Here is a 22,762-nt window from a genome sequence, read left to right on the forward strand (position 1 = left end):
GGTAAACCTTAACAACTTCTTAAGGGAAAAATTTATTTATTATTACTGTACAGCAGGCTGATGCAGAGGGTTTACTGACGTTATCAAGGAGGGAACATGCGCATTTTACTGGTTGAAGACGACAAGCTGATCGGCGATGGCATCAAGGCGGGTTTAAGCAAAATGGGCTTTAGCGTGGACTGGTTCACCGACGGAAAAACCGGCCAGACCGCGCTTCATTCTGCACCGTATGATGCCGTAGTGCTGGATCTGACGCTGCCGGAAATCGACGGACTGGATATTCTGCGCGCCTGGCGCGAAAGCGGACGCCGCGAGCCGGTATTGATTCTGACGGCGCGGGATGCGTTGAACCAGCGTGTCGAAGGGCTGCGTCTGGGGGCGGATGATTACCTGTGCAAGCCCTTTGCACTGATCGAAGTGGCTGCCCGCCTTGAGGCGCTGGTGCGCCGAAGCCACGGCCAGACCCGCAGCGAGTTGCACCATGGAAAGGTCACGCTCGATCCCTCCAGTCTCGTGGCCACGCTGGACGGCGAAACGCTGACGCTCAAGCCGAAAGAGTTCGCCCTGCTGGAGCTGCTGATGCGTAACGCGGGCCGCGTGCTGCCGCGCAAGCTGATCGAGGAAAAGCTCTACACCTGGGACGACGACGTCTCCAGCAACGCCGTTGAAGTCCACGTCCACCATCTTCGTCGTAAACTGGGCAGCGAATTTATCCGCACCGTGCACGGTATCGGCTATACCCTGGGTGACGCATGAAACTGACTCAACGCCTGAGCCTGAAGCTGCGCCTGACGCTCCTCTTTTTAGTGCTGTCGCTGACGGCGTGGTTTGCCGCAAGCCTGGTCGCCTGGCAGCAGACCACCCACACGCTGGATAAGCTGTTCGATACGCAGCAGATGCTGTTTGCCAAACGCCTGTTGACCATGGATCTGGATGAGATCCGGGCCCCCGAACGGATGCGTGAGATCCCCAAAAAAGCGAAGCACGGTCGTCTGGATGACGACGCGCTGGCCTTCGCCATCTACGCCACCGACGGCAAGATGATGTTAAATGACGGCGAAAACGGGCGGGACATTCCGTACCACTATCGCCGTGACGGGTTTGATAATGGACGGCTACAGGGCGACAACGACGAGTGGCGTTTTTTATGGCTCACCTCACCCGACGGGAAGTACCGCGTGGTGGTCGGCCAGGAGTGGGAGTATCGCCAGGAGATGGCGGTAGATGTGGTCAGCTCCCAGTTGACCCCGTGGCTGGTGGCGCTGCCCCTGATGCTGTTGTTGCTGATCGTTTTGCTGAGCCGGGAACTGAAACCGTTAAAAAAACTGGCGCAGACCCTGCGCTCCCGCTCACCGGATGCCACCGACGCGCTTCCGACTCAGGGGGTTCCCACTGAGGTGCGCCCGCTGCTCGACTCGCTGAACCATCTGTTCACGCGAACTCAGGAGATGATGACCCGCGAGCGTCGTTTTACCTCAGATGCCGCGCACGAGCTACGCAGCCCTCTCGCGGCCCTGAAGGTGCAAACCGACGTGGCGCAACTGTATCAGGACGATCCGCAGGCGCAGCAAAAAGCGCTGGCGCAGCTGCATGCGGGTATCGATCGCGCATCCCGGCTGGTGGATCAGCTCCTTACGCTGTCGCGTCTGGACTCGCTGGATAACCTCGACGATATCGAACCGATCGTGATGGCCGATCTCCTGCAGTCGGCGGTGCTGGATATCTGGCATCCGGCACAGCAGGCCGGGATTGATATTCGTCTGAACATTCATGCCCCACAGGTCACACGTCAGGGCCAGCCGCTGCTGCTGAGCCTGCTGGTGCGTAACCTGCTGGACAACGCCGTGCGTTATAGCCCGCATGGCAGCGTGGTGGACGTCACGCTGGACACCCGGCGTTTTACCGTGCGTGACACCGGCCCCGGCGTTTCCACCGATGCGCTGGCGCGTATTGGCGAGCGTTTTTATCGCCCACCGGGACAGGATGCAACGGGTAGCGGCCTGGGGTTATCTATCGTCAGGCGCATTGCCGCCCTGCATGGTATGCGCGTCGCGCTGGGCAATGCGGCAGAAGGCGGCTTCGAAGTGAAGGTCAGCTGGTAAGGGATTATTGCGTTTAATGCAAAAGACTTTGCACATTTTGCTCATTTAACCGCATCGCTCGCGCGCGTAGAATCCTCGCCATACTTTCATCTTCGAGGACACCTCATGAGCAACATTCTGATTATCAACGGTGCAAAAGAATTTGCGCACTCTAAAGGCCAGCTGAATGACACCCTGACCGAGGTCGCGGACGGTTTTCTGCGCGACGCCGGGCATGATGTTAAGGTCGTGCGCGCGGACAGCGATTACGATGTCAACGCGGAAGTGCAGAACTTCCTGTGGGCTGACGTGATTATCTGGCAAATGCCTGGCTGGTGGATGGGTGCCCCCTGGACCGTGAAAAAATACATGGATGATGTCTTCACCGAAGGCCATGGCGCACTGTACGCCAGCGACGGTCGCACCCGCTCCGACGCCTCCAAAAAATACGGTTCTGGCGGCCTGATTCAGGGCAAAAAATATATGCTGTCCCTGACCTGGAACGCACCGCTGGAAGCGTTCACCGAGAAAGATCAGTTCTTCGAAGGGGTGGGCGTTGACGGCGCATATCTGCCGTTCCACAAAGCTAACCAGTTCCTCGGAATGACGCCGCTGCCAACCTTTATCGTTAACGACGTCATCAAAATGCCTGACGTCCCGCGCTATATCGCAGAATATCGCAAGCATCTCGCGGAAATTTTTGCTTAACTGGTAACCTGGAATTAGAAGGAGTTAACCATGCTTACTGTTATTGCTGAAATCCGTACTCGTCCAGGCCAACATCACCGCCAGGCGGTGCTGGATGAGTTCGTGAAAATTATCCCCACCGTACTGAAGGAAGAAGGCTGCCACGGCTACGCGCCGATGGTCGACGCCACCACCACCGCCAGCTTCCAGGCTACTGCCCCAGACTCGATCATTATGATTGAGCAGTGGGAAACCGTGGCCCATCTTGAAGCCCACCTGCAGACCGCGCACATGAAAGCGTGGAGCGACGCGGTGAAGGGCGATGTGCTGGAAACGCATATCCGCATTCTGGAGCAAGGGGTGTAAGTTTACCCAGTTCCTGATTCCTGCCCTCCCCCTTCCGGGAGAGGGTCAGGGAGGCATATTACCAGTACAACTTCCAGCTTTGGGTAAACCTGACCAGCGCCTCCACGTAGAAGTAGTCCCCCCAGCTCGCGCACTCGTCCACGCCTTTATTGCTTGCCAGATGATAAACGGAGTGCTTCAGCAGCCCAGTGCCCTTCTCATCTTTGCCCATCAGGTAGTGTTTCGTCAGTGACGACATCATTCCTTTTGCCCATTCAGAATACCGCTCGCGATCCGGATCGGTCACCGGCAGGTGCTTCACCAGCTCCAGCAGGCCACATACCGCAATCGCCGCCGAGGACGCGTCGCGTAGCGCATCCGTGCCGACCAGCGCCAGATCCCAGTGGCAGACGTAATCTTCCGGCAGACGGTTGAGGAAGTAGTTCGCCAGCCGTTTCGACAGGGCAATCATCGTCGCATCACCGGTATAGATGTAGCTCAACAGGAAGCCGTAAATTCCCCACGCCTGCCCGCGCGACCAGCAGGAGTCATCGGCATAGCCTTGCTGAGTATTGCCGTAGCGCGGCGCGCCGGTGTGCACATCCATATAGTAGGTGTGGAACGTTGAGGCATCTTCACGGATAAGGTACCTCGCTGCCTGCATCACGTGTGCTTTGGCGGCATCGGCAAAGCGCGGATCGCCCGTCTGTTCGCTCGCCCAGTAGAGCAGCGGCAGGTTCATATTGCAGTCGATAATCATCCGCCCGGCCTGTTCCGGGTCAGCCAGATCGCCCCACGCCTGAATAATTTTTGCCTTCTCGTGGAAGCGCTCCAGCAGCGCCTCTGCCGCCAGCAGCGAGAAGCCACGCGCCTCACGGTTACCGGTCAGTCGCCAGGCCGCCACGCAGGAGAGCGTATACAAAAAGCCCAGATCGTGGGTGTTAGTGTCGTGGCGCCCGGCGATACGCAGGCCAAACGAGCGCACATGTTTTTCCGCCATCGCACGGAATTTCGCTTCGCCGCTCATCTCCCATGCCAGCCACAGCTGCCCGGTCCAGAAGCTGGTGGTCCACTCCACGTTGTCGGTCAGCGGATAAAAACCCTGCTGGCAGGTTTCCGCCGGGAACTGCTCACCAAACGCCGTTAAATGGCGGCTAATCAGCGCAAGGACATGGTCGCGTGCTGAACTCAGTTCATCGCGGAATACGCGCGAATCAACGGGCACGGGGATAGCGGGCAGGCGTTCCTCTGCGATACGACTTAACATATTTCGGTTCCTTCTTTGACGGCTTAATTATCGTGATGAGGGTTCTGCTACGTTCAGCGAGCGGGGGCCGCGCCATTTACTCTGGCAGGCAGATAACGTAAAGGCAGAAATAAACGTGAAGATCAGCGCCGTGGCGCCCATGATGATATAGGTGTTCTCGAAACCGATGCGGTCATACATATAGCCAGCAGGCGACGAGACCACGACATTGCCGACGTACAGCATCGCCTGATATCCCAGCAAATACATGGTGGCGTTAACGCGCTTATCGAAATGTTCGGCAATATATTTAAAGACGGAGACCAGCAGCAGACAAATTTCCAGACCGTACAGCGGCTTAAGAATGGAAATTAACAGATGTGAATCACACAGACCGGAAATAATCAGACGCGCACCGACCACCAGCCCGACAATTAACAGCCCACGTTTGGCGCCAATAGCGTTCACCAGCAGCGGGATCACCATATACATGACAAACTCCATTCCCGACTGCACGGTCCCCAGATAACCAAACACCGCATTGCCCTGGTGAATATCATCAAAGAAGGTCACGAAATAGCGCGAAAACTGCTGCTCGGCGATAAACATCATCCACGCCACACCGGCCACGTACAGACAGAAGGCCCAGAATTTACGGTTACGCAGCAGCGCGTAAACGTCTGACGGGGCAATTTTCTCTTTCGTCAGCACTTCGCCGGCATGTGCGGAGTTAGTGTTCACTTTCAGGCTCAACAGGACAATCAGCATCACCACCGATGCCACGCTGCCCATAATAAAGTTATACGCTGGCGAGAGATTAAAGAGCAGGCCGGAGAAGGAGGACGCCACTGCCCAGCCAAGGGAGCCCCACATCCGGATCTGACCAAACTCCATGCCGTTTAAACGGCTAAAACGGTCAGAATAGGATTCGCACGCCGCCACGCCCGCATACCAGGCAAAGCTTAAATAGAGTGCGCCAATAATAATCCCCAACAGCGTGTTGGACATTAACAGCGGCTGATAGACATAAATAAAGAACGGCGCCATCAGGGCAGACATTGCCACTACAAAATAGAGCAGGTATTTGCTCATGCCGATCTTATCGAGAATATAGCCATAGATGGGCTTCAGAATGACGGAGAAAATCCCGTTCACCGCAAATACGGTACCAATCACCGAACCACTGAGGTTCGCTTTCTGGCCTAACCAGATAGCCAGCAGGCCAATACTGGCAGACCAGGTAAAGAAATAGAGAAATATAAAACTGCTGATTTTGTAATATTCAGTTCTGTTTGTTGTAGCGGTCTTTTTCATATCATCCTCGCCGACGTGTAGGGTCAGAGTTTTTATAATGAGAACGACAGCTGTCGCTCACTGCCGGGCTCGCGGATAACAACCCGGTTCTCGCTAATATTCAGTTGTGGGACTGCCATAACCGGCTGGCTTTCGCCGGCGACGGCGGCACAACAGAGCCAGCTCTCCCCCTGCGCAAGCGTGGTTTTCAACAGCGGAATGGCAGCGCATTCCGGGAACATAATGCTGCTGTTCGGCGGTGTGACGATGCTGTCCGGTTCACGGCTAACCACCGGAGAGAGATCGACCAGCACGCTGGTGCCGTTACCGGCGACAAGCCAGCATCCGTTCTCACGGATCTGCGGTTCGGTGTTCATCACCGCAAAACCGCCCTCCGCCGTATTCAGTCGACGGGCGCTGTTGATACGGTGCAGGCGCAGGTGCCACTCACCAAACGGCACTTGCCAGGTTTCGATATGGACGTCATGCCACGGAGACCAGCGTGAGTAGAGATAATCGTCAGTGACCCGCACCGCTTCACACTCGCGGCGACCGCGGAAATAGTTATCCCCGTCTGCCAGCAGCAGCATGGAGTCGCAGGCGGCATGTTTCAGGCCAAACCGTCCGCGCTCAATCGTGAAACCAAAGCGGCTGGAGTAGGCAAATTTGGTGTATTTGGCTTCCGTATTCACGTAGTTATTCAGCTCAAGCTGCCCGGCGGTAAGCAGGGTGACGTGCTGCGACTGACCGGCATGCATCAGGATCTGCTGTGCATGCGGGATGACGCGTTTTTCCGCAAGCGCGGGCAGCGGCTGCTCTTCAGCCTGCCAGAACGGATGATCCTCCGGCATCGCCAGAATCAGGTAGGTTTTCAGCGCCCAGTATGGCGAGCCGGGGGCGTTATAGTCCTCACACATCGCCAGGTTCGGATAAGCAAAACCGAGGGTCAGAATGCCGTCCCGATCGGTGATGGGCTGTTGCTGCCACCAGCGCAGATGGCGCAGCACGATGCCCTTCACAATCCCCGGCGTGAACACCTCCAGACCGGAAAAGGCGACGGCACTCCAGAAGGCGACCATTGCAAAGCGATAGGTCAGGCTGCGACCAAACGGTACCGAGGCACCGTCGGCGGCTGACCAGTAGATAAAATCTTCGGCGAACAGGCGCGAACGCGCTCGCAGCACCTGCGACCTCTCCTCGTCACCGCTCAGGGTGGCGTAAATCAGGCCGTAGAAATGGAATGCCATCGAGATGTAATAGTCTTTCGGCCGCCCCGGCCCGTCGGAATACCAGCCATCGCCCAGGTAATAGGCCTCCATCATCGCAAACCGTCGGTCAATCGCCGTCTGGTCATACGGCAGCCCGGCGCGCTTAAAACCGAGCTGCACCATAATGGCAAAGTAGTTCCAGTTGCTATCCGGCATTTGCGCATGGGCGATCTGGTTGAGCCATGCGTGCAGGTTCATGACCTCGCGCCCGGTGAAGTGCGCGGTGAGTTTATCCCCCAGCAGGGCAAGCCCCAGACCGTAGGCCGCCATCTCGACCAGACGCTGATCGTAGGGGCCGGTTTCGCCCCAGTAACCGTCACTGTGCGGATCGGTGCCGAGTTTGATCGCGGTAAGGTATTTTTCGCAAAAGGGGCTGGCATCGCCGGATGCCAGCAGCGGAAACAGCCCCCATAGCGCACGTGAGAGTCCCTCCATCTGCGCGATATCCGTGCTGTAATGCGCACAGGTTTCACCCAGCGAAAATCGTGAACTGCCCGGCGCAAACGCTTTATCCAGTGCACTCAACAGAGTATTCAGTGACGCCACGATATCCTGGCGTGAAGACAACGGATTTGATTTTTCTTTGTTTGCCGCCCACATACGCTCACCCTCGTAATCAACTGCGGCAAAGCATAGTGAATCCACACGGGGCAGAAATGTTAGCCATGTCACAGGTAAGAGCGATGAATAAACCCGCAGTTAAGAAAATTTAAAAAGGTGGTTTATAAAGAGATTCTGACGGGGAAAAGTTGAGTTTTATTGCACTATGCGCGACACGCCAACATCCGAACATCTGGAGCTGATTACCTTAAATGATACCGTGGTGTCGTTTAGCCGCCTGTTCGCCAACACGGTGCGCTATCACCACTGGCATCAGTGTCTGGAAATTCTCTATGTGGAAGAAGGCTTTGGCGTGGCGATTGTCGATAACCGTCATTACACCATGCGCCCCGGGCGGCTGTTTTTCTTCCCACCATTTACCCTGCATAAGGTGATGGTGGACGAGAAGGCAGAGGCCCTTTACAGGCGCACCATTATTCATCTCGACCAGCATGCCGTACTGAAAACCCTGCGTGATTTTCCGCAGGCTCAGCAGCGTCTGCAGAAGCTGTCTCGTCGTGGCGGCGAGGCCTGGGTCGCTGACCTGGCGCATTGCCAGAAGCATATCGATTATCTTCTTGGCTGTTATCAGCCGCCGCTGAACAGCGAAAACATTGCCGGGCTGTTGATTAGCCTGTTTGCCATGCTGCCGGATGATAACGACGGTGCCCCGGGGAGCAGTCAGGGGGTGGCAAGTCAGGTGATGTTCTGGCTGGATGAACACTATCGGGAGAAATTTCGCCTGGATGCGCTGGCGGCTGAGCTGGGAAAATCACGCAGCTATGTATCGCGAAAATTCCATGCGGAAACAGGCGAGAAGATCCACGACTATCTGAATACGCTACGGCTGCGAAAAGCCTGCGAGTACTTGCTGCACAGTGATGCCAGCGTGCGTGAGATTGCCGCGCGGGTGGGATTTTCCGACGTGACGTGGTTTATCAGCGCCTTTAAAAAAGGGATTGGTGAGACGCCGCTGCAGTACCGGAAAAATTATGGCGCGGCGTGAACCCCTCACCCGCTCTTCTTGCCCGGTTTTAACCCGCGATGAAATTCGTTAATGCGCTTCATCGACCTGATGGTGCGCTGGGGCTCCGTTGACGCTACAGACAAAATGATCATCTCCAGACACAGCAGCACCGTGCCGTGGAGCGGAATTTTGCCCTTTTCACCGCCGCGCGGAACGTGGATCACCACGCTGGCCTCTTTGCTGAAGCGCGAGTCCGTAGCATTGGTCAGCAATATCGTGGGAATACCCAGCCGTTTCGCTTCACGCAGCGTGGTTTGTCCTTCCCGGTGGGCCGATTTTTGCGCCATCATCACCAGCACGTCGCCGCGCTGTAAGGCTATCAGTTGCTCTGCCAGACCAATGCCGGTGCGGTTGAGCGCAATAGCGGGCAGGCCGATACGGCTGAACAGCCGGGAAGTGTACTCGGCCAGAATGCCGGAAGCCCCAATCCCAAAGATCGCGACCTGACGTGCCTGCGCCAGCAACGACACCGCCTGCGCCATTGCGTAGCGGTTGTGCGGCTCGGATAGCACGTTACAGGTATGCTGATGCCCTTCCAGCACAAAATCGATGCTCGCGTTCACGTCGCTGGTGAGCGTATTCACCGTGGTGGACATTTTTTCACTGGAGGAGACCACCGGCCCAAACCACTGCTCCAGAGTCTGCTTCAGGTCACGCAGCCCGGCAAAGCCAAGAGCCTGAATGGCGCGTACCACCGTAGCGTCCGAGGTTTTCAGCAACGCGGCAATCTCCATCGCCGTCTGCTCCATCACCGCTTCGCGGTTTTCATTGATGTAACGCGCAACCTGCAGCAGGCGCGGCGTGAGCTGGTGCCCCCGCGAGCGAAAGCGGTCGCCATAGACATCAACCCGGGCTTTGTCTTTTCTGATCACTGTGACGCCTCCGGCAGCGGTCGACCGGCAATCTGCGACTGCACCTGGGCGGCCATCAGGCCTAAGGAGGCAAAGGAGTTCGAGATGGCCTCTTCACGGGAGATCAGTACGTAGTGGCCGGTGCGACAGGCATTGAGGAACTGACACCAGCCAGGCATCACGGCATCCATCGCTGCCAGCTCATCCTGCGGTTTGCCGCCGGTATCCCCGCGCCAGGTGGCAAAGACAAAATCTGCATCCAGCTCGGGCAGACGCTCGGCGCTGACGTCAATTCGACCGCCGTCAGGGATGGACTCAATCAGCGGCGGGAATGTGAATCCTGCGTCGCGCAGCACGCGCCCCAGCGAGTGGTAGCTGTGCATGGCGTTGATTTTGCCCTGGTTGGCCTGTATCACCGACACGGTAATGTTGCGGGTGTCGATGGTCGCTTTCAGGGCGTTAATCTGCTCCTGATAGCGACGTTCAAGGATCTTCAGCCGGGCTTCGGTGCCCGTGAGCTGTGCGAGCTTGCGGTAGATCTCCGGCGCGCCGCCATCGAGATGATCGATACTCACCGTCGGGGCAATTTTCTCCAGCTGTTCAACCGGCGTGTTACGGGTTGGTTCGGTGATGATCAGATCCGGCTTTGCAGCGGCGATGGCCTCGATGTCGATATCCGCGGAGCCGATAAATTTGATGTCGGCGTTATCAAAATCAACGCCCGTCAGCATGCCGCTGGCGCGCAGAAAATGGCTACCGTCCGGCCGCGTGCGCCCGTGGCTTGCCACTGGCGGCACGCCGAGCTCAATCAGCGGAATGGTGATATCCAGATCGTGCAGCGAGACAATCCGCTTCGGGTGAAGGGGCACAGTCACCTTGCGGTTCAGATCGTCGGTAAACGTCTGCGTCGGCTCCGCCGCACTCACGGTAAACCCCACCAGCAACAACATCGAAAAAAGTATACGCATCACCATCCCCTAAAATCTGTCCCGTCGCTGCCAGAGCAGCAACAGGAAAAACGGTCCGCCAATCAATGAAATGACTACGCCTGCCGGCAGCTGCAGCGGCAGGAAAGCCAGACGTCCGACGTTATCTGCCAGCAGAACCAGCAGCGCACCCAGCACGGCACTTCCCGCCAGCAGCGCGGTTTGTCCGCCGCGCAGCAGCAGGCGTGCCATATGTGGCGCAATCAGTCCCACAAAACCGATACTGCCCACGCAGGAGACGCAGGCCGCGGTCAGCACCACCGGGGCAAGCACGCGCAGCAGCGCCAGCCGTGAGGTGTGTACGCCAAGCCCCGTTGCGGTGGGGTTGCCCATCAGAGCCACGTCTGCGGCGCGCGCGGTCAACAGCAATAGCGCAAATGCCGGCAGCGTCCAGGCTGCCGCAATGCCCACCAGCGTCCAGTTTGCGGCATGCAGGCTTCCCGCCAGCCACAGCATCGCCGTTTGCACGTCACGCACGTCGGCGGTGGTCATAAAGACCCCCATTGCCGCGGCAAACGCCCAGGAAACACCGATCCCCGTCAGGATAAATCGCGGCCGCGAAATATCGCGCGCCAGCGCCACCACCAGCAGCGCGGTGAGTATGCCCCCCGCCATTCCCGCCAGCGGTCGCCAGGCCAGGCTGAGCGCCGGGAACTGAAAAATCAGCACCAGCACCGCCGCGCTACATCCCTCTTTCACGCCGATAAGCCCCGGGTCGGCAAGGCCATTACGGGTGACAGACTGCATCGCTGCCCCCGCCATGCCGAGCATGGCACCGCATAACACCGCCATCAGCAGACGCGGCAGACGGATATCCATCACGATGTAGCGCGTATCCGCCTCCAGACTTTGCGGATACAGCAGCGCCCGTCCGATGGCCGACGTCGGGATCGGCAGCGAGCCGTGCGTCAGGCCAAACCCGAGCAGGATAAAGGCCGTGAGTGAAATCAGCGCAAGGCAGGCCAGCGCCCTCGGGCGTACCAGCGTTGAAAAGGTGCCAATACGCAACGCGCGCAGTCCGGCCCGGCTCATTTGAACGCCCTCGAGGCCATAAAGATAAAGACGGGAGCACCGACCAGCGCGGTCATAATGCCGGTCGCCAGTTCATTAGGGGTAAACAGCGCGCGGGCGGCGAGATCCGCCAGCAGCAAAACCAACCCTCCACACAGGGCTGAAAGCGGCACCATCACGCGCAGATCCACCGTCACCAGACGCCGTATCAGCTGCGGCACCACGAGGCCAATAAAACCAATCGGCCCGGCAACGGAGACTGCCGCGCCGCACAGCAGCGCGATTGCCAGCAGCGCGAACAGGCGCGTCCTGAGAAGCGATACGCCAAGCCCCTGGGCCATCCGGTCTCCCAGTGCCAGCATATTGAGTGATGGCGACAGCCAGAGCGCAAGGGCGAAACCCGCGCCAGCGGCCCACGAAGCGCTGCGAAGCGTCCCTTCTGTTATCCCGGCCAAATCCCCCGCCAGCCAGGTGCGTAAGGCGAGAAGCGTCTGCTCATCGAGGATCAGGACCGTGGCGGTAAGCGAGGAGGCGAACGCCGACATCGCCACCCCGCACAAGGTGACTTTCATCGGCGTCAACCCGGTGCGTCCCGAAGAGGAGAGCATCAGTACCAGCAGAAACAGCCCGGCGGCGCCGGTGGCGGCAATCAACGGGCGACCAAACGGCAGGGTGAACCCGAGTGCACTTGTCAGCACGACGGCCAGCGCGGCGCCAGCATTCAGCCCCAGAATATGTGGCTCACCCAGCGGGTTACGGATAACGGACTGCAGCAAGACGCCTGCCACGCCAAGTGCAGCGCCGGTCAGCATGGCCGCAAGGAGGCGTAACAGGCGCAGCCTGATAATGATGTTATGGTCGAAATTGCGCGGGTCGAAATCGACAAAAGCCTGCACGACCGTCAGGGGAGAAATAACGCGCGCGCCCGTGCCCAGGTGTGCAATTGCGCCCATCACCAGCAGTAACGCAAAGAGCAGAAAAGCCAGTGACGTTCGTATCATGATTTTTCTGCGACCTGGCGAAACGGCATGAAGAACGGTTTGCCGGTGAGCGGATTAACTGACATATGTACGTCAACCTCAAACACCGCTTTGATCAGTTCCGGCGTACAGGTATCGCCCTCGTGAAGCACGCCCTCGACTTTCCCCTGGCGTAAAAAGACCAGGGAATCACCGTAGTTCACCGCGAAGTTAAGATCGTGCAGCACCACCACGACGGTGCGCCCGTGCTGGCGGGTCAGCGTATGCAGCAGTTCAAGGATTTCCACCTGATAGCGGAGGTCAAGAAACGTTGTCGGCTCGTCGAGCAGAATATAGGGCGTTTGCTGCGCCAGCGCCATCGCAATCCAGCAGCGCTGACGCTGGCCGCCGGAAAGGCTTTCCACCGGCAAATGGGCAAACTCCGCCGTACCGGTCAGGCGCAGTGCCTCTTCCACGGCCTGCTCGTCTTCGTCACTCCACTGGCGCATAAAATTTTGCCAGGGGAAACGCCCGCGCGAAACCAGCTCAAACACGGTTAACCCTTCCGGCAACAGCGGTGACTGCGGCAGAATGCCCAGCTGACGGGCGACCGCTTTGGTTGGCTGTTGATGAATGGCTTTGCCATCCAGCAGCGCAGCTCCCCCGAGCGGTTGCAGCAGACGTGCGATCGTGCTCAGCAGCGTGGATTTTCCACAGCCGTTCGCGCCCACCAGAACGGTTATTTTCTGTGGGGGGATCGCAAGCGAGATCTCATCGACGATGATTTTTTTCTGATAGCCAGCAGAGAGGTTCTCAAGAACCAGCCCTGACTTATTCGTGTTGTGAGCCACGTGAACGCCAACTTAATAAAAAACTAACAAATAAAAATAAAACTCATTCTCTTTTGAGAGTTTGCCGCTGCGCCATGTAGTAGTCAAGAGAAGAAACACCCTTAAAACCCCAGGGTTATCGGGCAGGATCGGGAAAACCGCTAAATGCATTAATTAATTTATTTTCAATAAGTTAATTACTTACCCGGCTAAGTATCAGAGGGGACGTACTGCTGTAGTCGATTTTTGCTTTTTTCCATTTACTACTACACCAGCGCATGATTGAATGATTCTCAATTACATGTTCGATGCCAGCGATGGCTAACGAGCAGACCGTAAAGGGCAATGACTCACACATTCTTCCGTGACGCTTCATTCGCGGGATATTTCGGGAAAACAGATGTAATGGCTACGTTCACTCCTTCACTCTCTGGGGTAAAAGGGCGCGCGCTCTTTTCACTGCTGTTTATGACGCCGCTGGTACAGGCAGCAGACAACACTGCGGCTCAGGACGGTGAAACGCTTACCGTCACCGCCGATCCTAATGCCGTGGCCGATGCCACCAACGGCTATCAGCCGCTGAACACCTCCACCGCCACGCTGACCAATATGCCGATGCTGGATATCCCGCAGGTGGTAAATACTGTCAGCGATAAAGTGCTGGAAGATCAGCACGCTACCACGCTGGATGAAGCCCTCTATAACGTCAGTAACGTGGTGCAGACCAACACGCTGGGCGGCACGCAGGATGCGTTTGTACGCCGTGGATTTGGCGCGAACCGCGACGGCTCAATCATGACCAACGGCCTGCGCACCGTGCTGCCGCGCAGCTTTAACGCGGCCACCGAGCGTGTGGAAGTCCTCAAGGGACCGGCCTCAACGCTGTACGGCATCCTCGATCCGGGAGGGCTTATCAATGTGGTCACCCGACGTCCGGAAAAACAGTTTGGCGGTTCGATCTCGGGCACCTCCTCAAGTTTTGGCGGCGGTACCGGCCAGCTCGATGTCACGGGTCCCATTGAAGGAACGCGCCTGGCTTACCGCCTGACGGGCGAGTACCAGGACGAAGATTACTGGCGAAGTTTCGGCAAGGCGCGCAGCACCTTTATCGCGCCCTCGCTGACCTGGTTTGGTGATGACGCCACCGTGACCGTGCTCTATTCACATCGTGATTATAAGACGCCGTTCGATCGCGGTACGATCTTCGATCTCACGACCAAACAGCCGGTGAATGTTGACCGTAAAACCCGGTTTGACGAGCCGTTCAACATTACCGATGGCCAGTCCGATCTGGCGCAACTCAACGCGGAATACCGCCTTAACAGCCAGTGGACGGCGAAGTTCGATTACAGCTACAGCCAGGATAAATACAGCGATAACCAGGCGCGGGTGATGGCCTATGACGCGAAAACCGGCAACCTGACCCGTCGTGTCGATGCGACGCAAGGATCAACGCAGCGCATGCATTCCACCCGTGCAGACCTACAGGGGAACGTGGATATCGCGGGCTTTTACAATGAGATCCTGACCGGCGTGTCGTATGAGAATTACGACCTGCTGCGCACGGATATGATTCGCTGTAAGAATGTGAAAGATTTCAATATTTATCATCCGTCTTACGGCAATCTGAGCAAGTGTACGACCGTTTCCGCCGCGGACAGCGATCAGACGCTCAAACAGGAGAGTTACTCCGCTTACGCTCAGGACGCCCTGTACCTGACGGATAAATGGATTGCCGTCGCCGGGCTGCGTTATCAGTATTACACCCAGTACGCGGGCAAGGGCAGACCATTCAACGTCAATACCGACAGCCGCGACGAGCAGTGGACGCCGAAGCTGGGGCTGGTCTATAAGCTCACGCCATCCGTCTCGCTGTTTGCGAACTACGCCCAGACGTTTATGCCGCAATCGTCCATCGCGAGCTACATTGGCGACCTGCCGCCAGAAACGTCCAATGCCTACGAAGTCGGCGCTAAATTTGACCTGTTCAACGGCATTACCGCCAACATCGCGTTGTTTGATATCCACAAGCGCAACGTGCTGTACACCGAAAGCGTGGCGGGTGAAAACATTGCTAAAACCGCTGGCCGCGTGCGCTCGCAGGGCGTGGAAGTGGATCTGGCAGGCTCTCTGACCGAGAACACCAATATTATTGCCAGCTATGGCTACACCGACGCGAAAGTGCTGGAAGACCCGGATTATGCCGGCAAACCGCTGCCAAACGTGCCGCGCCATACCGGTTCGCTGTTCCTGACGTACGATATTCACAACGTCATCGGCGGGAATACCCTGACAATCGGCGGCGGTGGACACGGCGTGAGCCGTCGCTCCGCGACCAACGGTGCGGATTATTATTTGCCAGGGTACGTTGTTGCTGATGCCTTTGCGGCCTATAAAATGAAGCTACAGTATCCGGTGACGCTGCAGGTCAACGTGAAGAACCTGTTTGATAAGACCTACTACACCTCGTCGATTGCGACCAATAACCTCGGCAACCAGCCAGGCGATCCACGTGAAGTGCAGTTTACGGTGAAGATGGAATTTTGATGTAAAAAAGCCCGGTGGCGCTAGCGCCTACCGGGCCTTCGTTCCATCCCCTCTCCCGGTGGGAGAGGAGTAAAGAGAGGGCATCAGGCCTCAATATCCGCCATATCGCCTTTTTCCTGCAGCCAGTTGCGTCGGTCTTCCGAACGCTTCTTAGCAAGCAGCATATCCATCATGGCGTTGGTTTGCTGTTCGTCTTCGTCGCTGATGGTCAATTGCACCAGGCGGCGGGTGTTTGGATCCAGCGTGGTTTCGCGCAACTGCATCGGGTTCATCTCGCCCAGCCCTTTAAAGCGCTGCACGTTCGGTTTGCCCTTCTTACGCTTGAGCTGTTCCAGTACGCCCGCTTTTTCCTCTTCCGTCAGCGCGTAGTAGACCTCTTTGCCGAGGTCGATACGGTAGAGCGGCGGCAGCGCCACGTGGACGTGACCGTTTTTCACCAGCGTCCTGAAGTGCTTCACAAACAGCGCGCACAGCAGCGTAGCGATGTGCAGACCATCGGAGTCCGCATCCGCGAGGATACAGATCTTACCGTAGCGCAGCTGGCTCAGATCGTCGCTGTCCGGATCGATGCCGATCGCAACGGAGATATCATGCACTTCCTGCGAGGCCAGCACTTCATCCGACGACACTTCCCAGGTGTTCAGGATCTTACCCTTGAGCGGCATGATCGCCTGATATTCACGATCGCGCGCCTGCTTGGCAGAGCCCCCTGCCGAGTCCCCTTCCACGAGGAACAGCTCGGTGCGGTTCAGATCCTGCGCGGTACAGTCCGCCAGCTTGCCCGGAAGCGCCGGGCCACTGGTCAGTTTTTTACGCACCACCTTCTTGGCGGCACGCAGACGACGCTGGGCGCTGGAAATGGCCATTTCTGCCAGCATCTCGGCGGCCTGCACGTTCTGGTTCAGCCACAGGGTGAAAGCATCTTTGACCACGCCGGAGACGAACGCCGCACACTGACGTGAGGACAAACGTTCTTTGGTCTGACCGGCGAACTGCGGATCCTGCATCTTCACCGACAGGACGTAGGCGCAGCGATCCCAGATATCTTCCGCCGACAGCTTCACGCCGCGGGGCAGAATGTTGCGGTATTCGCAGAACTCGCGCATTGCATCCAGCAACCCCTGACGCAGACCGTTGACGTGCGTACCGCCAAGCATGGTCGGGATCAGGTTGACGTAGCTTTCGGTCAGCAGCTCGCCGCCTTCCGGCAGCCACAACAGCGCCCAGTCCACCGCTTCCGTATCACCGGTGAAATTACCGACAAACGGTTTTTCCGGCAGGGTTGGCAGGCCGTTAACGGCTTCGCACAGATAGTCGTTCAGACCGTCTTCATAGCGCCAGGTCTGTTCGGTGTTGTTGACGTTATCTTTAAAGGTAATTTCCACGCCAGGGCACAGTACCGCTTTGGCTTTCAGCAGGTGCGTCAGGCGTGAAACAGAGAAACGAGGACTGTCGAAGAAGCTTTCGTCAGGCCAGAAGTGGACGCTGGTTCCGGTATTGCGCTTGCCGCACGTGCCGACGACCTGCAGATCCTGCACCTTCTCGCCGTTTTCAAAGGCGATGTTATACACCTGACCGTCGCGGCGGACGTTGACTTCCACGCGTCTGGACAGGGCGTTAACCACGGAGATCCCCACGCCGTGCAAACCACCCGAGAACTGGTAGTTTTTGTTGGAGAACTTACCGCCCGCATGAAGACGACAGAGGATCAGCTCAACGGCTGGCACACCCTCTTCCGGGTGGATGTCCACCGGCATGCCGCGTCCGTCGTCGATGACTTCCAGCGACTGATCGGCATGGAGGATGACGTCAACGCGTTTGGCATGGCCAGCCAGCGCTTCATCCACACTGTTATCAATAACTTCCTGGCCCAGATGGTTTGGGCGTGTCGTATCGGTGTACATCCCAGGGCGGCGGCGAACCGGCTCAAGCCCGGTGAGTACCTCAATGGCATCAGCGTTATAGGTTTGCGTCATGATTTAAACTAGCAGTTCGCATTGATTGTCAGTGGCTGTGCAGTCCAAGAAAATCGACAATCTGGGTGAAATGATTCTCAAAGCCCGTGAAAGCATGGTTTCCGCCTTCTTCTATAGTCTGGCGGCAGGATGCGTAATACGCCACTGCCTGGCGGTAATCCAGCACTTCATCACCCGTCTGTTGCAGCAACCAGATAAGATCGGGCGCTTCAAGCGGGTCTACCTGCATAACTTTGAGATCGTAAATATGGCGTGACTCTAGCACATATTGTTGGCCGGTGTAGGGGTTCTCGTTTTGCCCGAGAAAGTCCCGCAGCAGCTCAAATGGCCGAACCGCCGGGTTAACCACCACCGCAGGCAGCATAAAACATTGCGAGAGCCAGGTGGCGTAATATCCGCCCAGCGAAGAACCGACCACGCCGAACGATTCGCCGCCGTGTTCCATCACTACCGATTCCAGCATTTCTGCGGCTTCCGCCGGGTAAGGCGGCAGTTGAGGGATAATCATCTCAACGTGCGGGTGATGTTCGCTCAGCCACTGGCGAAACTGCGTCGCTTTCGCAGAACGTGGCGAACTGTTGAATCCGTGCAGATAGAGGAGCGTAGACATCAATAGCCTTCTGAAGCGGTGTCCGGGCGGAATTTTGCGCCGGTTAAACGGCAGACTTCCGTGGTGAGCAGGCCATCGGGATGCAGTTCGAGCCAGCGCCAGCCCGGTGCGATGGTGTCCAGGGTAAAGTTTGCGCAATGCGGCTTGAACTGAACGCAGGTCGAGGGCGTGGCCAGCAGTCGGCGGCCATTCCAGTCGAGATCCTGTTCCTGATGAATGTGTCCGCACAGGAGATTCTGCACCCGCGGGAATTTCGCCAGCACTCTGTCCAGCGCGGCAGAGTTGCGCAGGCTGTGTTGATCAAGCCAGCTACAGCCCGCCGGCAAAGGATGATGATGCAGCAACAGCAGCGTATGACGTTCAGGTTCGGCAGACAGTTTGGTCTCAAGCCAGTCGAGTTGAAAGTCGCTTAACTCACCGTGTGGGACGCCAAAGACCTGGCTGTCCAGCAGCAGGATCTGCCAGTGGTCACCCACAAAAACACATTTTGCCGGAGAGATCCCCGCATCCTGCAGCGAGCTGTACATGGCAGGCTGGAAATCGTGGTTTCCCGGTAGCCAGACGCAAGGCACGCTAAAACTCGCGATGCCTTCAGCGAAATGCTGGTAGGCCGCGGAGGATTGGTCCTGCGCCAGATCGCCCGTCGCGACAATCAGATCGCATGGGCGATTTTCAGCGTGAATGGCGCTAAGTACCGCCTGATAGCTCTCCCAGGTATTCACCCCAAGCAGAGTTTCATGCTTTTCGGCAAAAAGGTGGGTATCGGTGATTTGTAATATCCTGACTGGTGCCCCACCAGCAACAGTCAGGTTCAACAGGCTTTCCAAATGGTGTCCTTAGGTAGGTTTATGACGCTAACAAACCGGAATCGCCATTGCTCCATGTGCTAAACAATATCTTAGCCAGTCGGCTAAAAACTGGTTAATTTGATGCTTTTCGTCGCGTTGATGCAACTTTTTATTCGGATAATCATACCGCGCTTTGAAGCGAAAGATCTGCTGGCTTGAACACACTTCAGCGACCATCGCGTCATGGTAAAGGCGCACCGTCATCGACGGCAGGCTCCAGTAGCTAATGCTGGGCGCCGTTTGTTCAATTTCGACAAGCGTAGTGTAGCGCGTTGATTCTGTTATCGTTAATCGATACTGCGCGTTGCTCACCTGATAGCTCACCGTTTCGCCGGGTGCGTCGTTTTTCGGCAGCAGGCGGCGCAATTGTGCGAAATTGGTTTCGCACAGGCGCATCATTTCTGGGAAGTCAGGTGTATAACGCTTCATTTTTTCCACTCGTTTCGTAAAGTCTGATAATGCAGTTGCAGCCATTGCAGAGCGATGACAGACGCTGCGTTGTCGATTTTCCCCTCTTCTACCCACTGATAAGCCTGCTCCCGACTCACCACATGAACCCGAATATCTTCGTTTTCATCTGCCAGACCGTGGATCCCTTCCGCCGTCGTGGCGTCCACTTCGCCCACCATAATGGACAAGCGCTCGCTGGTGCCGCCTGGGCTTGCCAGATAACTCAGCACCGGTTTTGTCCGGCCAACCACCAGCCCCGCCTCTTCCAGCGCCTCGCGGCGGGCAACGTCTTCGACCGATTCGCCCTCTTCAATCATGCCGGCCACCATCTCCAGTAACCAGGGGCTGGCGCTGACGTCATACGCGGCAATACGGATCTGCTCCACCAGCACGACTTCATCACGCACTGGGTCAAAGGGTAGCAAGACTGCCGCATGCCCGCGCTCAAAAATTTCGCGTCTGATTTCACCGCTCATTTCGCCGTTAAACAGGCGATGCCTGAAACGGTAAAGTTCCATTGAAAAAAAACCGCTATAAAGCGTTTCTCGTGCAATAATTTCTACATCGTTTTTCGCGAATGTCACGGGCAAGTTTTCTGGTTTTTGCATGAGTCGAGTCCTGGTAGCAATGGTGATGAAATTATGAATTTCAAGGCTGTTTGGCTGCCGTTTGTAAGGCTATATGGTAGATTGGTGCAAATTACCGCCAGATGGCACGTAACGCCAACCTTTTGGTATGGAAGATTCTGTTAGAATCGGCAATTATTTTTTAATTAGATCAGCGCTAATACTGCTTCACAACAAGGAATGCAAATGAAGAAATTGCTCCCCATCCTTATCGGCCTGAGCCTGACGGGCTTCAGTGCAATGAGCCAGGCGGAAAACCTGTTACAGGTCTACCAGCAGGCACGTCTGGGCAACCCTGATTTACGTAAATCAGCGGCCGATCGTGATGCTGCGTTTGAAAAGATTAACGAAGCGCGTAGCCCATTGCTGCCACAGTTAGGTTTAGGTGCAGATTATACCTACAGCAACGGTTTCCGCGACGCCAATGGCGTTAACTCCAATGCTACCAGCGCCTCACTGCAATTAACACAGACGCTGTTTGATATGTCCAAATGGCGCGCCCTGACCCTGCAGGAAAAGAGCGCGGGCATCCAGGATGTGACGTATCAGACCGATCAGCAAACGCTGATCCTGAACACCGCCACCGCATACTTCAACGTGCTGAGCGCAATTGACTCGCTCTCCTACACCGAAGCGCAGAAACAGGCGATTTACCGCCAGTTAGATCAAACCACCCAGCGTTTCAACGTGGGTCTGGTGGCAATCACTGACGTTCAGAACGCCCGTTCACAATACGATAGCGTCCTGGCCAACGAAGTGACCGCACGTAACAACCTCGATAACGCGCTGGAATCCCTGCGTCAGGTTACCGGGAATTACTACCCTGAGCTGGCGTCTCTGAACGTCGACAGCTTCAAAACGGATAAACCGCAGGCCGTTAACGCCCTGCTGAAAGAAGCGGAAAACCGCAACCTGACGTTACTGCAGGCGCGTCTGAGCCAGGACCTGGCCCGCGAGCAAATCCGTCAGGCACAGGACGGCCACCTGCCGACCCTGAGCCTGAGCGCGTCTACCGGCGTGTCTGATACCACTTACAGCGGTTCTAAAACGAACACCTCCCAGTACGACGACAGCAACATGGGTCAGAACAAAGTAGGTCTGAACTTCTCGCTGCCACTGTACCAGGGCGGCCAGGTGACCTCTCAGGTGAAACAGGCGCAGTACAACTTTGTTGGCGCGAGCGAACAGCTGGAAAGTGCCCACCGCAACGTGGTACAGACCGTTCGTTCGTCCTTCAACAACGTGAATGCCTCTATCAGCAGCATCAACGCCTACAAACAGGCCGTTGTGTCTGCGCAGAGCTCTCTTGATGCCATGGAAGCGGGTTACTCCGTGGGTACGCGTACCATCGTTGACGTCCTGGACGCGACCACCACGCTGTACAACGCGAAACAGCAGCTCTCCAGCGCACGTTACCAGTACCTGATTAACCAGCTGAACATCAAACAGGCGCTGGGTACGTTGAACGAGCAGGATCTGCAGATGCTGAACAGCACCCTGGGTAAACCTGTCTCTACTTCTCCGGAAAATGTCGCGCCAGAGAATCCTGAGCAGGTTGCCGCCGTTGATAACTTCAACGGTAACGGTGCTGCACCTGCCGCGCAGCCAGCTGCCGCACGTACGACTGCACCGGCCAGCAGCGGTAACAATCCGTTCCGCAATTAAGCATGTCATCGGGCCCACTGCGGCCTGATGCCTTCGCCATACCCCTCTCCTTTCGGGAGAGGGCGTACGCAAATCACACCTGAACGTAAGCCAACGTAAAGATCCCCCTCATTCCGGCCATCATCGCTTCATTTTCAACCACTCATCCTCTATCCTGAGCGTTATTACCACTGGGTCCAGGAAGACAACGATGAAACGGACAAAATCTATCAATCACGCTTCGTTCCGCAAAAGCTGGAACGCGCGTCATCTCACCCCTGTTGCGCTGGCCGTCACGGCTGTCTTTATGCTTGCAGGCTGTGAGAAAAGCGATGAAACAGTTTCGCTTTATCAAAACGCGGACGACTGCTCTGCTGCAACCGGCAACGCCGCAGAGTGTAAAACGGCGTATACCAACGCCCTGAAAGAGGCGGAACGTACTGCGCCGAAATATGCTTCACGTGAAGACTGCGTGGCAGAGTTCGGTGAAGGTCAGTGTCAGCAGGCACCGGCTCAGGCAGGCACAGCCCCTGAAAACCAGGCACAGGCCCAGTCCAGCGGCAGTTTCTGGATGCCGCTGATGGCAGGTTACATGATGGGCCGCCTGATGAGTGGTGGTGCGGGTTACCAGCAGCAGCCGCTGTTTAGCTCGAAAAACCCGGCCAGCCCGGCTTATGGTCAATATACCGATGCCAGCGGCAAAGGCTATGGCGCAGCCACCCCTGGCCGCTCCGTAACCGTACCGAAAACGGCGATGGCTCCGAAACCCGCGACCACCAGCACCATTACCCGTGGCGGGTTCGGTGAGTCTGTGGCGAAACAGACCAGCATGCAGCGTAGCGCGTCAGGCACGTCCACTCGCTCAATGGGCGGCTGA

General features: G+C 56.9%; 21 protein-coding genes. 8 read left to right on the forward strand and 13 right to left on the reverse strand.

Translation table 11 applies throughout. The features are described from left to right. The first annotated feature begins 96 nt into the window (after positions 1–96). From qseB to JTA15_RS14095, 4 genes are all read left to right on the forward strand, one after another. Complete coding sequence (qseB, locus tag JTA15_RS14080; protein ID WP_014171624.1) at positions 97–756, forward strand: quorum sensing response regulator transcription factor QseB; 660 nt, start codon at positions 97–99, stop codon at positions 754–756. Continuing rightward, positions 753–2,102 carry a quorum sensing histidine kinase QseC gene (gene qseC, locus JTA15_RS14085; protein WP_014171625.1) on the forward strand — a complete coding sequence of 450 codons (1,350 nt, stop codon included), beginning with the start codon at positions 753–755 and terminating at the stop codon, positions 2,100–2,102. Before qseB ends, qseC begins: the two co-directional genes overlap by 4 nt. A 105-nt stretch (positions 2,103–2,207) precedes the next feature. Further along, positions 2,208–2,789: an NAD(P)H-dependent oxidoreductase gene (locus JTA15_RS14090; RefSeq protein WP_014171626.1), complete on the forward strand. Its 582-nt coding sequence runs from the start codon at positions 2,208–2,210 to the stop codon at positions 2,787–2,789. A gap of 30 nt (positions 2,790–2,819) precedes the next feature. Beyond that, positions 2,820–3,134 carry a putative quinol monooxygenase gene (locus tag JTA15_RS14095; protein ID WP_014171627.1) on the forward strand — a complete coding sequence of 105 codons (315 nt, stop codon included), beginning with the start codon at positions 2,820–2,822 and terminating at the stop codon, positions 3,132–3,134. A gap of 58 nt (positions 3,135–3,192) precedes the next feature. Here the strand turns inward: JTA15_RS14095 and JTA15_RS14100 are convergent, their stop codons facing one another. Genes JTA15_RS14100 through JTA15_RS14110 form a run of 3 tightly spaced genes read right to left on the reverse strand, consistent with a single transcriptional unit; the run spans position 3,193 to position 7,520 of the window. Then, positions 3,193–4,380, reverse strand: coding sequence for a glycoside hydrolase family 88 protein (locus JTA15_RS14100; RefSeq protein WP_020883650.1), 1,188 nt, complete (start codon positions 4,378–4,380; stop codon positions 3,193–3,195). Between the two features lie 27 nt (positions 4,381–4,407). After that, positions 4,408–5,673, reverse strand: a complete 1,266-nt coding sequence (locus JTA15_RS14105; protein ID WP_040018827.1) for an oligosaccharide MFS transporter — start codon at positions 5,671–5,673, stop codon at positions 4,408–4,410. 32 nt (positions 5,674–5,705) lie between these two features. Further along, the gene (locus JTA15_RS14110) at positions 5,706–7,520 is read right to left on the reverse strand and encodes a DUF2264 domain-containing protein (RefSeq protein ID WP_219372421.1); all 1,815 of its coding nucleotides are present in this window, start codon (positions 7,518–7,520) and stop codon (positions 5,706–5,708) included. A gap of 166 nt (positions 7,521–7,686) precedes the next feature. On the opposite strand from JTA15_RS14110, the gene JTA15_RS14115 reads away from it, so the two are divergent. After that, positions 7,687–8,526, forward strand: a complete 840-nt coding sequence (locus JTA15_RS14115) for an AraC family transcriptional regulator (protein WP_219372422.1) — start codon at positions 7,687–7,689, stop codon at positions 8,524–8,526. A gap of 5 nt (positions 8,527–8,531) precedes the next feature. Here JTA15_RS14115 and JTA15_RS14120 read toward each other — a convergent pair whose 3' ends face one another. Genes JTA15_RS14120 through JTA15_RS14140 form a run of 5 tightly spaced genes read right to left on the reverse strand, consistent with a single transcriptional unit; the run spans position 8,532 to position 13,205 of the window. Further along, entirely contained in the window at positions 8,532–9,419 is an 888-nt protein-coding gene (locus JTA15_RS14120; RefSeq protein WP_049023318.1) for a MurR/RpiR family transcriptional regulator, read from the reverse strand. Next, a complete protein-coding gene (locus tag JTA15_RS14125) occupies positions 9,416–10,366 on the reverse strand; it encodes an iron-siderophore ABC transporter substrate-binding protein (protein WP_073396560.1) in 951 nt (316 codons plus the stop codon). The genes JTA15_RS14120 and JTA15_RS14125 overlap by 4 nt, the downstream gene beginning before the upstream one ends. Before the next feature lie 9 nt (positions 10,367–10,375). Continuing rightward, positions 10,376–11,416 (reverse strand): iron ABC transporter permease, encoded by a 1,041-nt coding sequence (locus JTA15_RS14130; RefSeq protein WP_040018823.1) that lies wholly within the window; start codon positions 11,414–11,416, stop codon positions 10,376–10,378. After that, on the reverse strand, positions 11,413–12,396 hold the full coding sequence (locus JTA15_RS14135) for an iron ABC transporter permease (protein WP_219372423.1): 984 nt from the start codon (positions 12,394–12,396) through the stop codon (positions 11,413–11,415). Before JTA15_RS14135 ends, JTA15_RS14130 begins: the two co-directional genes overlap by 4 nt. After that, positions 12,393–13,205, reverse strand: a complete 813-nt coding sequence (locus JTA15_RS14140; protein WP_014171637.1) for an ABC transporter ATP-binding protein — start codon at positions 13,203–13,205, stop codon at positions 12,393–12,395. The genes JTA15_RS14135 and JTA15_RS14140 overlap by 4 nt, the downstream gene beginning before the upstream one ends. 384 nt (positions 13,206–13,589) lie before the next feature. On the opposite strand from JTA15_RS14140, the gene JTA15_RS14145 reads away from it, so the two are divergent. Continuing rightward, a complete protein-coding gene (locus tag JTA15_RS14145; protein WP_219372424.1) occupies positions 13,590–15,731 on the forward strand; it encodes a TonB-dependent siderophore receptor in 2,142 nt (713 codons plus the stop codon). 83 nt (positions 15,732–15,814) lie between these two features. Here JTA15_RS14145 and parE read toward each other — a convergent pair whose 3' ends face one another. Genes parE through nudF form a run of 5 tightly spaced genes read right to left on the reverse strand, consistent with a single transcriptional unit; the run spans position 15,815 to position 20,223 of the window. Further along, the gene (gene parE, locus JTA15_RS14150) at positions 15,815–17,707 is read right to left on the reverse strand and encodes a DNA topoisomerase IV subunit B (RefSeq protein ID WP_020883640.1); all 1,893 of its coding nucleotides are present in this window, start codon (positions 17,705–17,707) and stop codon (positions 15,815–15,817) included. Between the two features lie 28 nt (positions 17,708–17,735). Further along, positions 17,736–18,317 carry an esterase YqiA gene (gene yqiA / locus JTA15_RS14155; RefSeq protein WP_025203008.1) on the reverse strand — a complete coding sequence of 194 codons (582 nt, stop codon included), beginning with the start codon at positions 18,315–18,317 and terminating at the stop codon, positions 17,736–17,738. Then, positions 18,317–19,144 carry a 3',5'-cyclic-AMP phosphodiesterase gene (cpdA, locus tag JTA15_RS14160; protein WP_014171641.1) on the reverse strand — a complete coding sequence of 276 codons (828 nt, stop codon included), beginning with the start codon at positions 19,142–19,144 and terminating at the stop codon, positions 18,317–18,319. Before cpdA ends, yqiA begins: the two co-directional genes overlap by 1 nt. A gap of 27 nt (positions 19,145–19,171) precedes the next feature. Further along, entirely contained in the window at positions 19,172–19,594 is a 423-nt protein-coding gene (locus JTA15_RS14165) for a DUF1249 family protein (RefSeq protein WP_014833293.1), read from the reverse strand. Further along, positions 19,591–20,223, reverse strand: a complete 633-nt coding sequence (nudF, locus tag JTA15_RS14170) for an ADP-ribose diphosphatase (RefSeq protein ID WP_014171643.1) — start codon at positions 20,221–20,223, stop codon at positions 19,591–19,593. The genes JTA15_RS14165 and nudF overlap by 4 nt, the downstream gene beginning before the upstream one ends. Positions 20,224–20,427: 204 nt before the next feature. Here nudF and tolC point away from each other — a divergent pair, with 204 nt between their 5' ends. Together tolC and JTA15_RS14180 are read left to right on the forward strand one after the other, a co-directional pair. Beyond that, complete coding sequence (gene tolC, locus JTA15_RS14175) at positions 20,428–21,906, forward strand: outer membrane channel protein TolC (RefSeq protein WP_020883637.1); 1,479 nt, start codon at positions 20,428–20,430, stop codon at positions 21,904–21,906. Positions 21,907–22,096: 190 nt separating this feature from the next. Beyond that, positions 22,097–22,762: a DUF1190 family protein gene (locus tag JTA15_RS14180; protein WP_014171645.1), complete on the forward strand. Its 666-nt coding sequence runs from the start codon at positions 22,097–22,099 to the stop codon at positions 22,760–22,762.

Origin of the sequence: Enterobacter sp. BIDMC 29 (assembly GCF_019378755.1) — a bacterium.
Lineage (GTDB): Bacteria > Pseudomonadota > Gammaproteobacteria > Enterobacterales > Enterobacteriaceae > Enterobacter > Enterobacter ludwigii.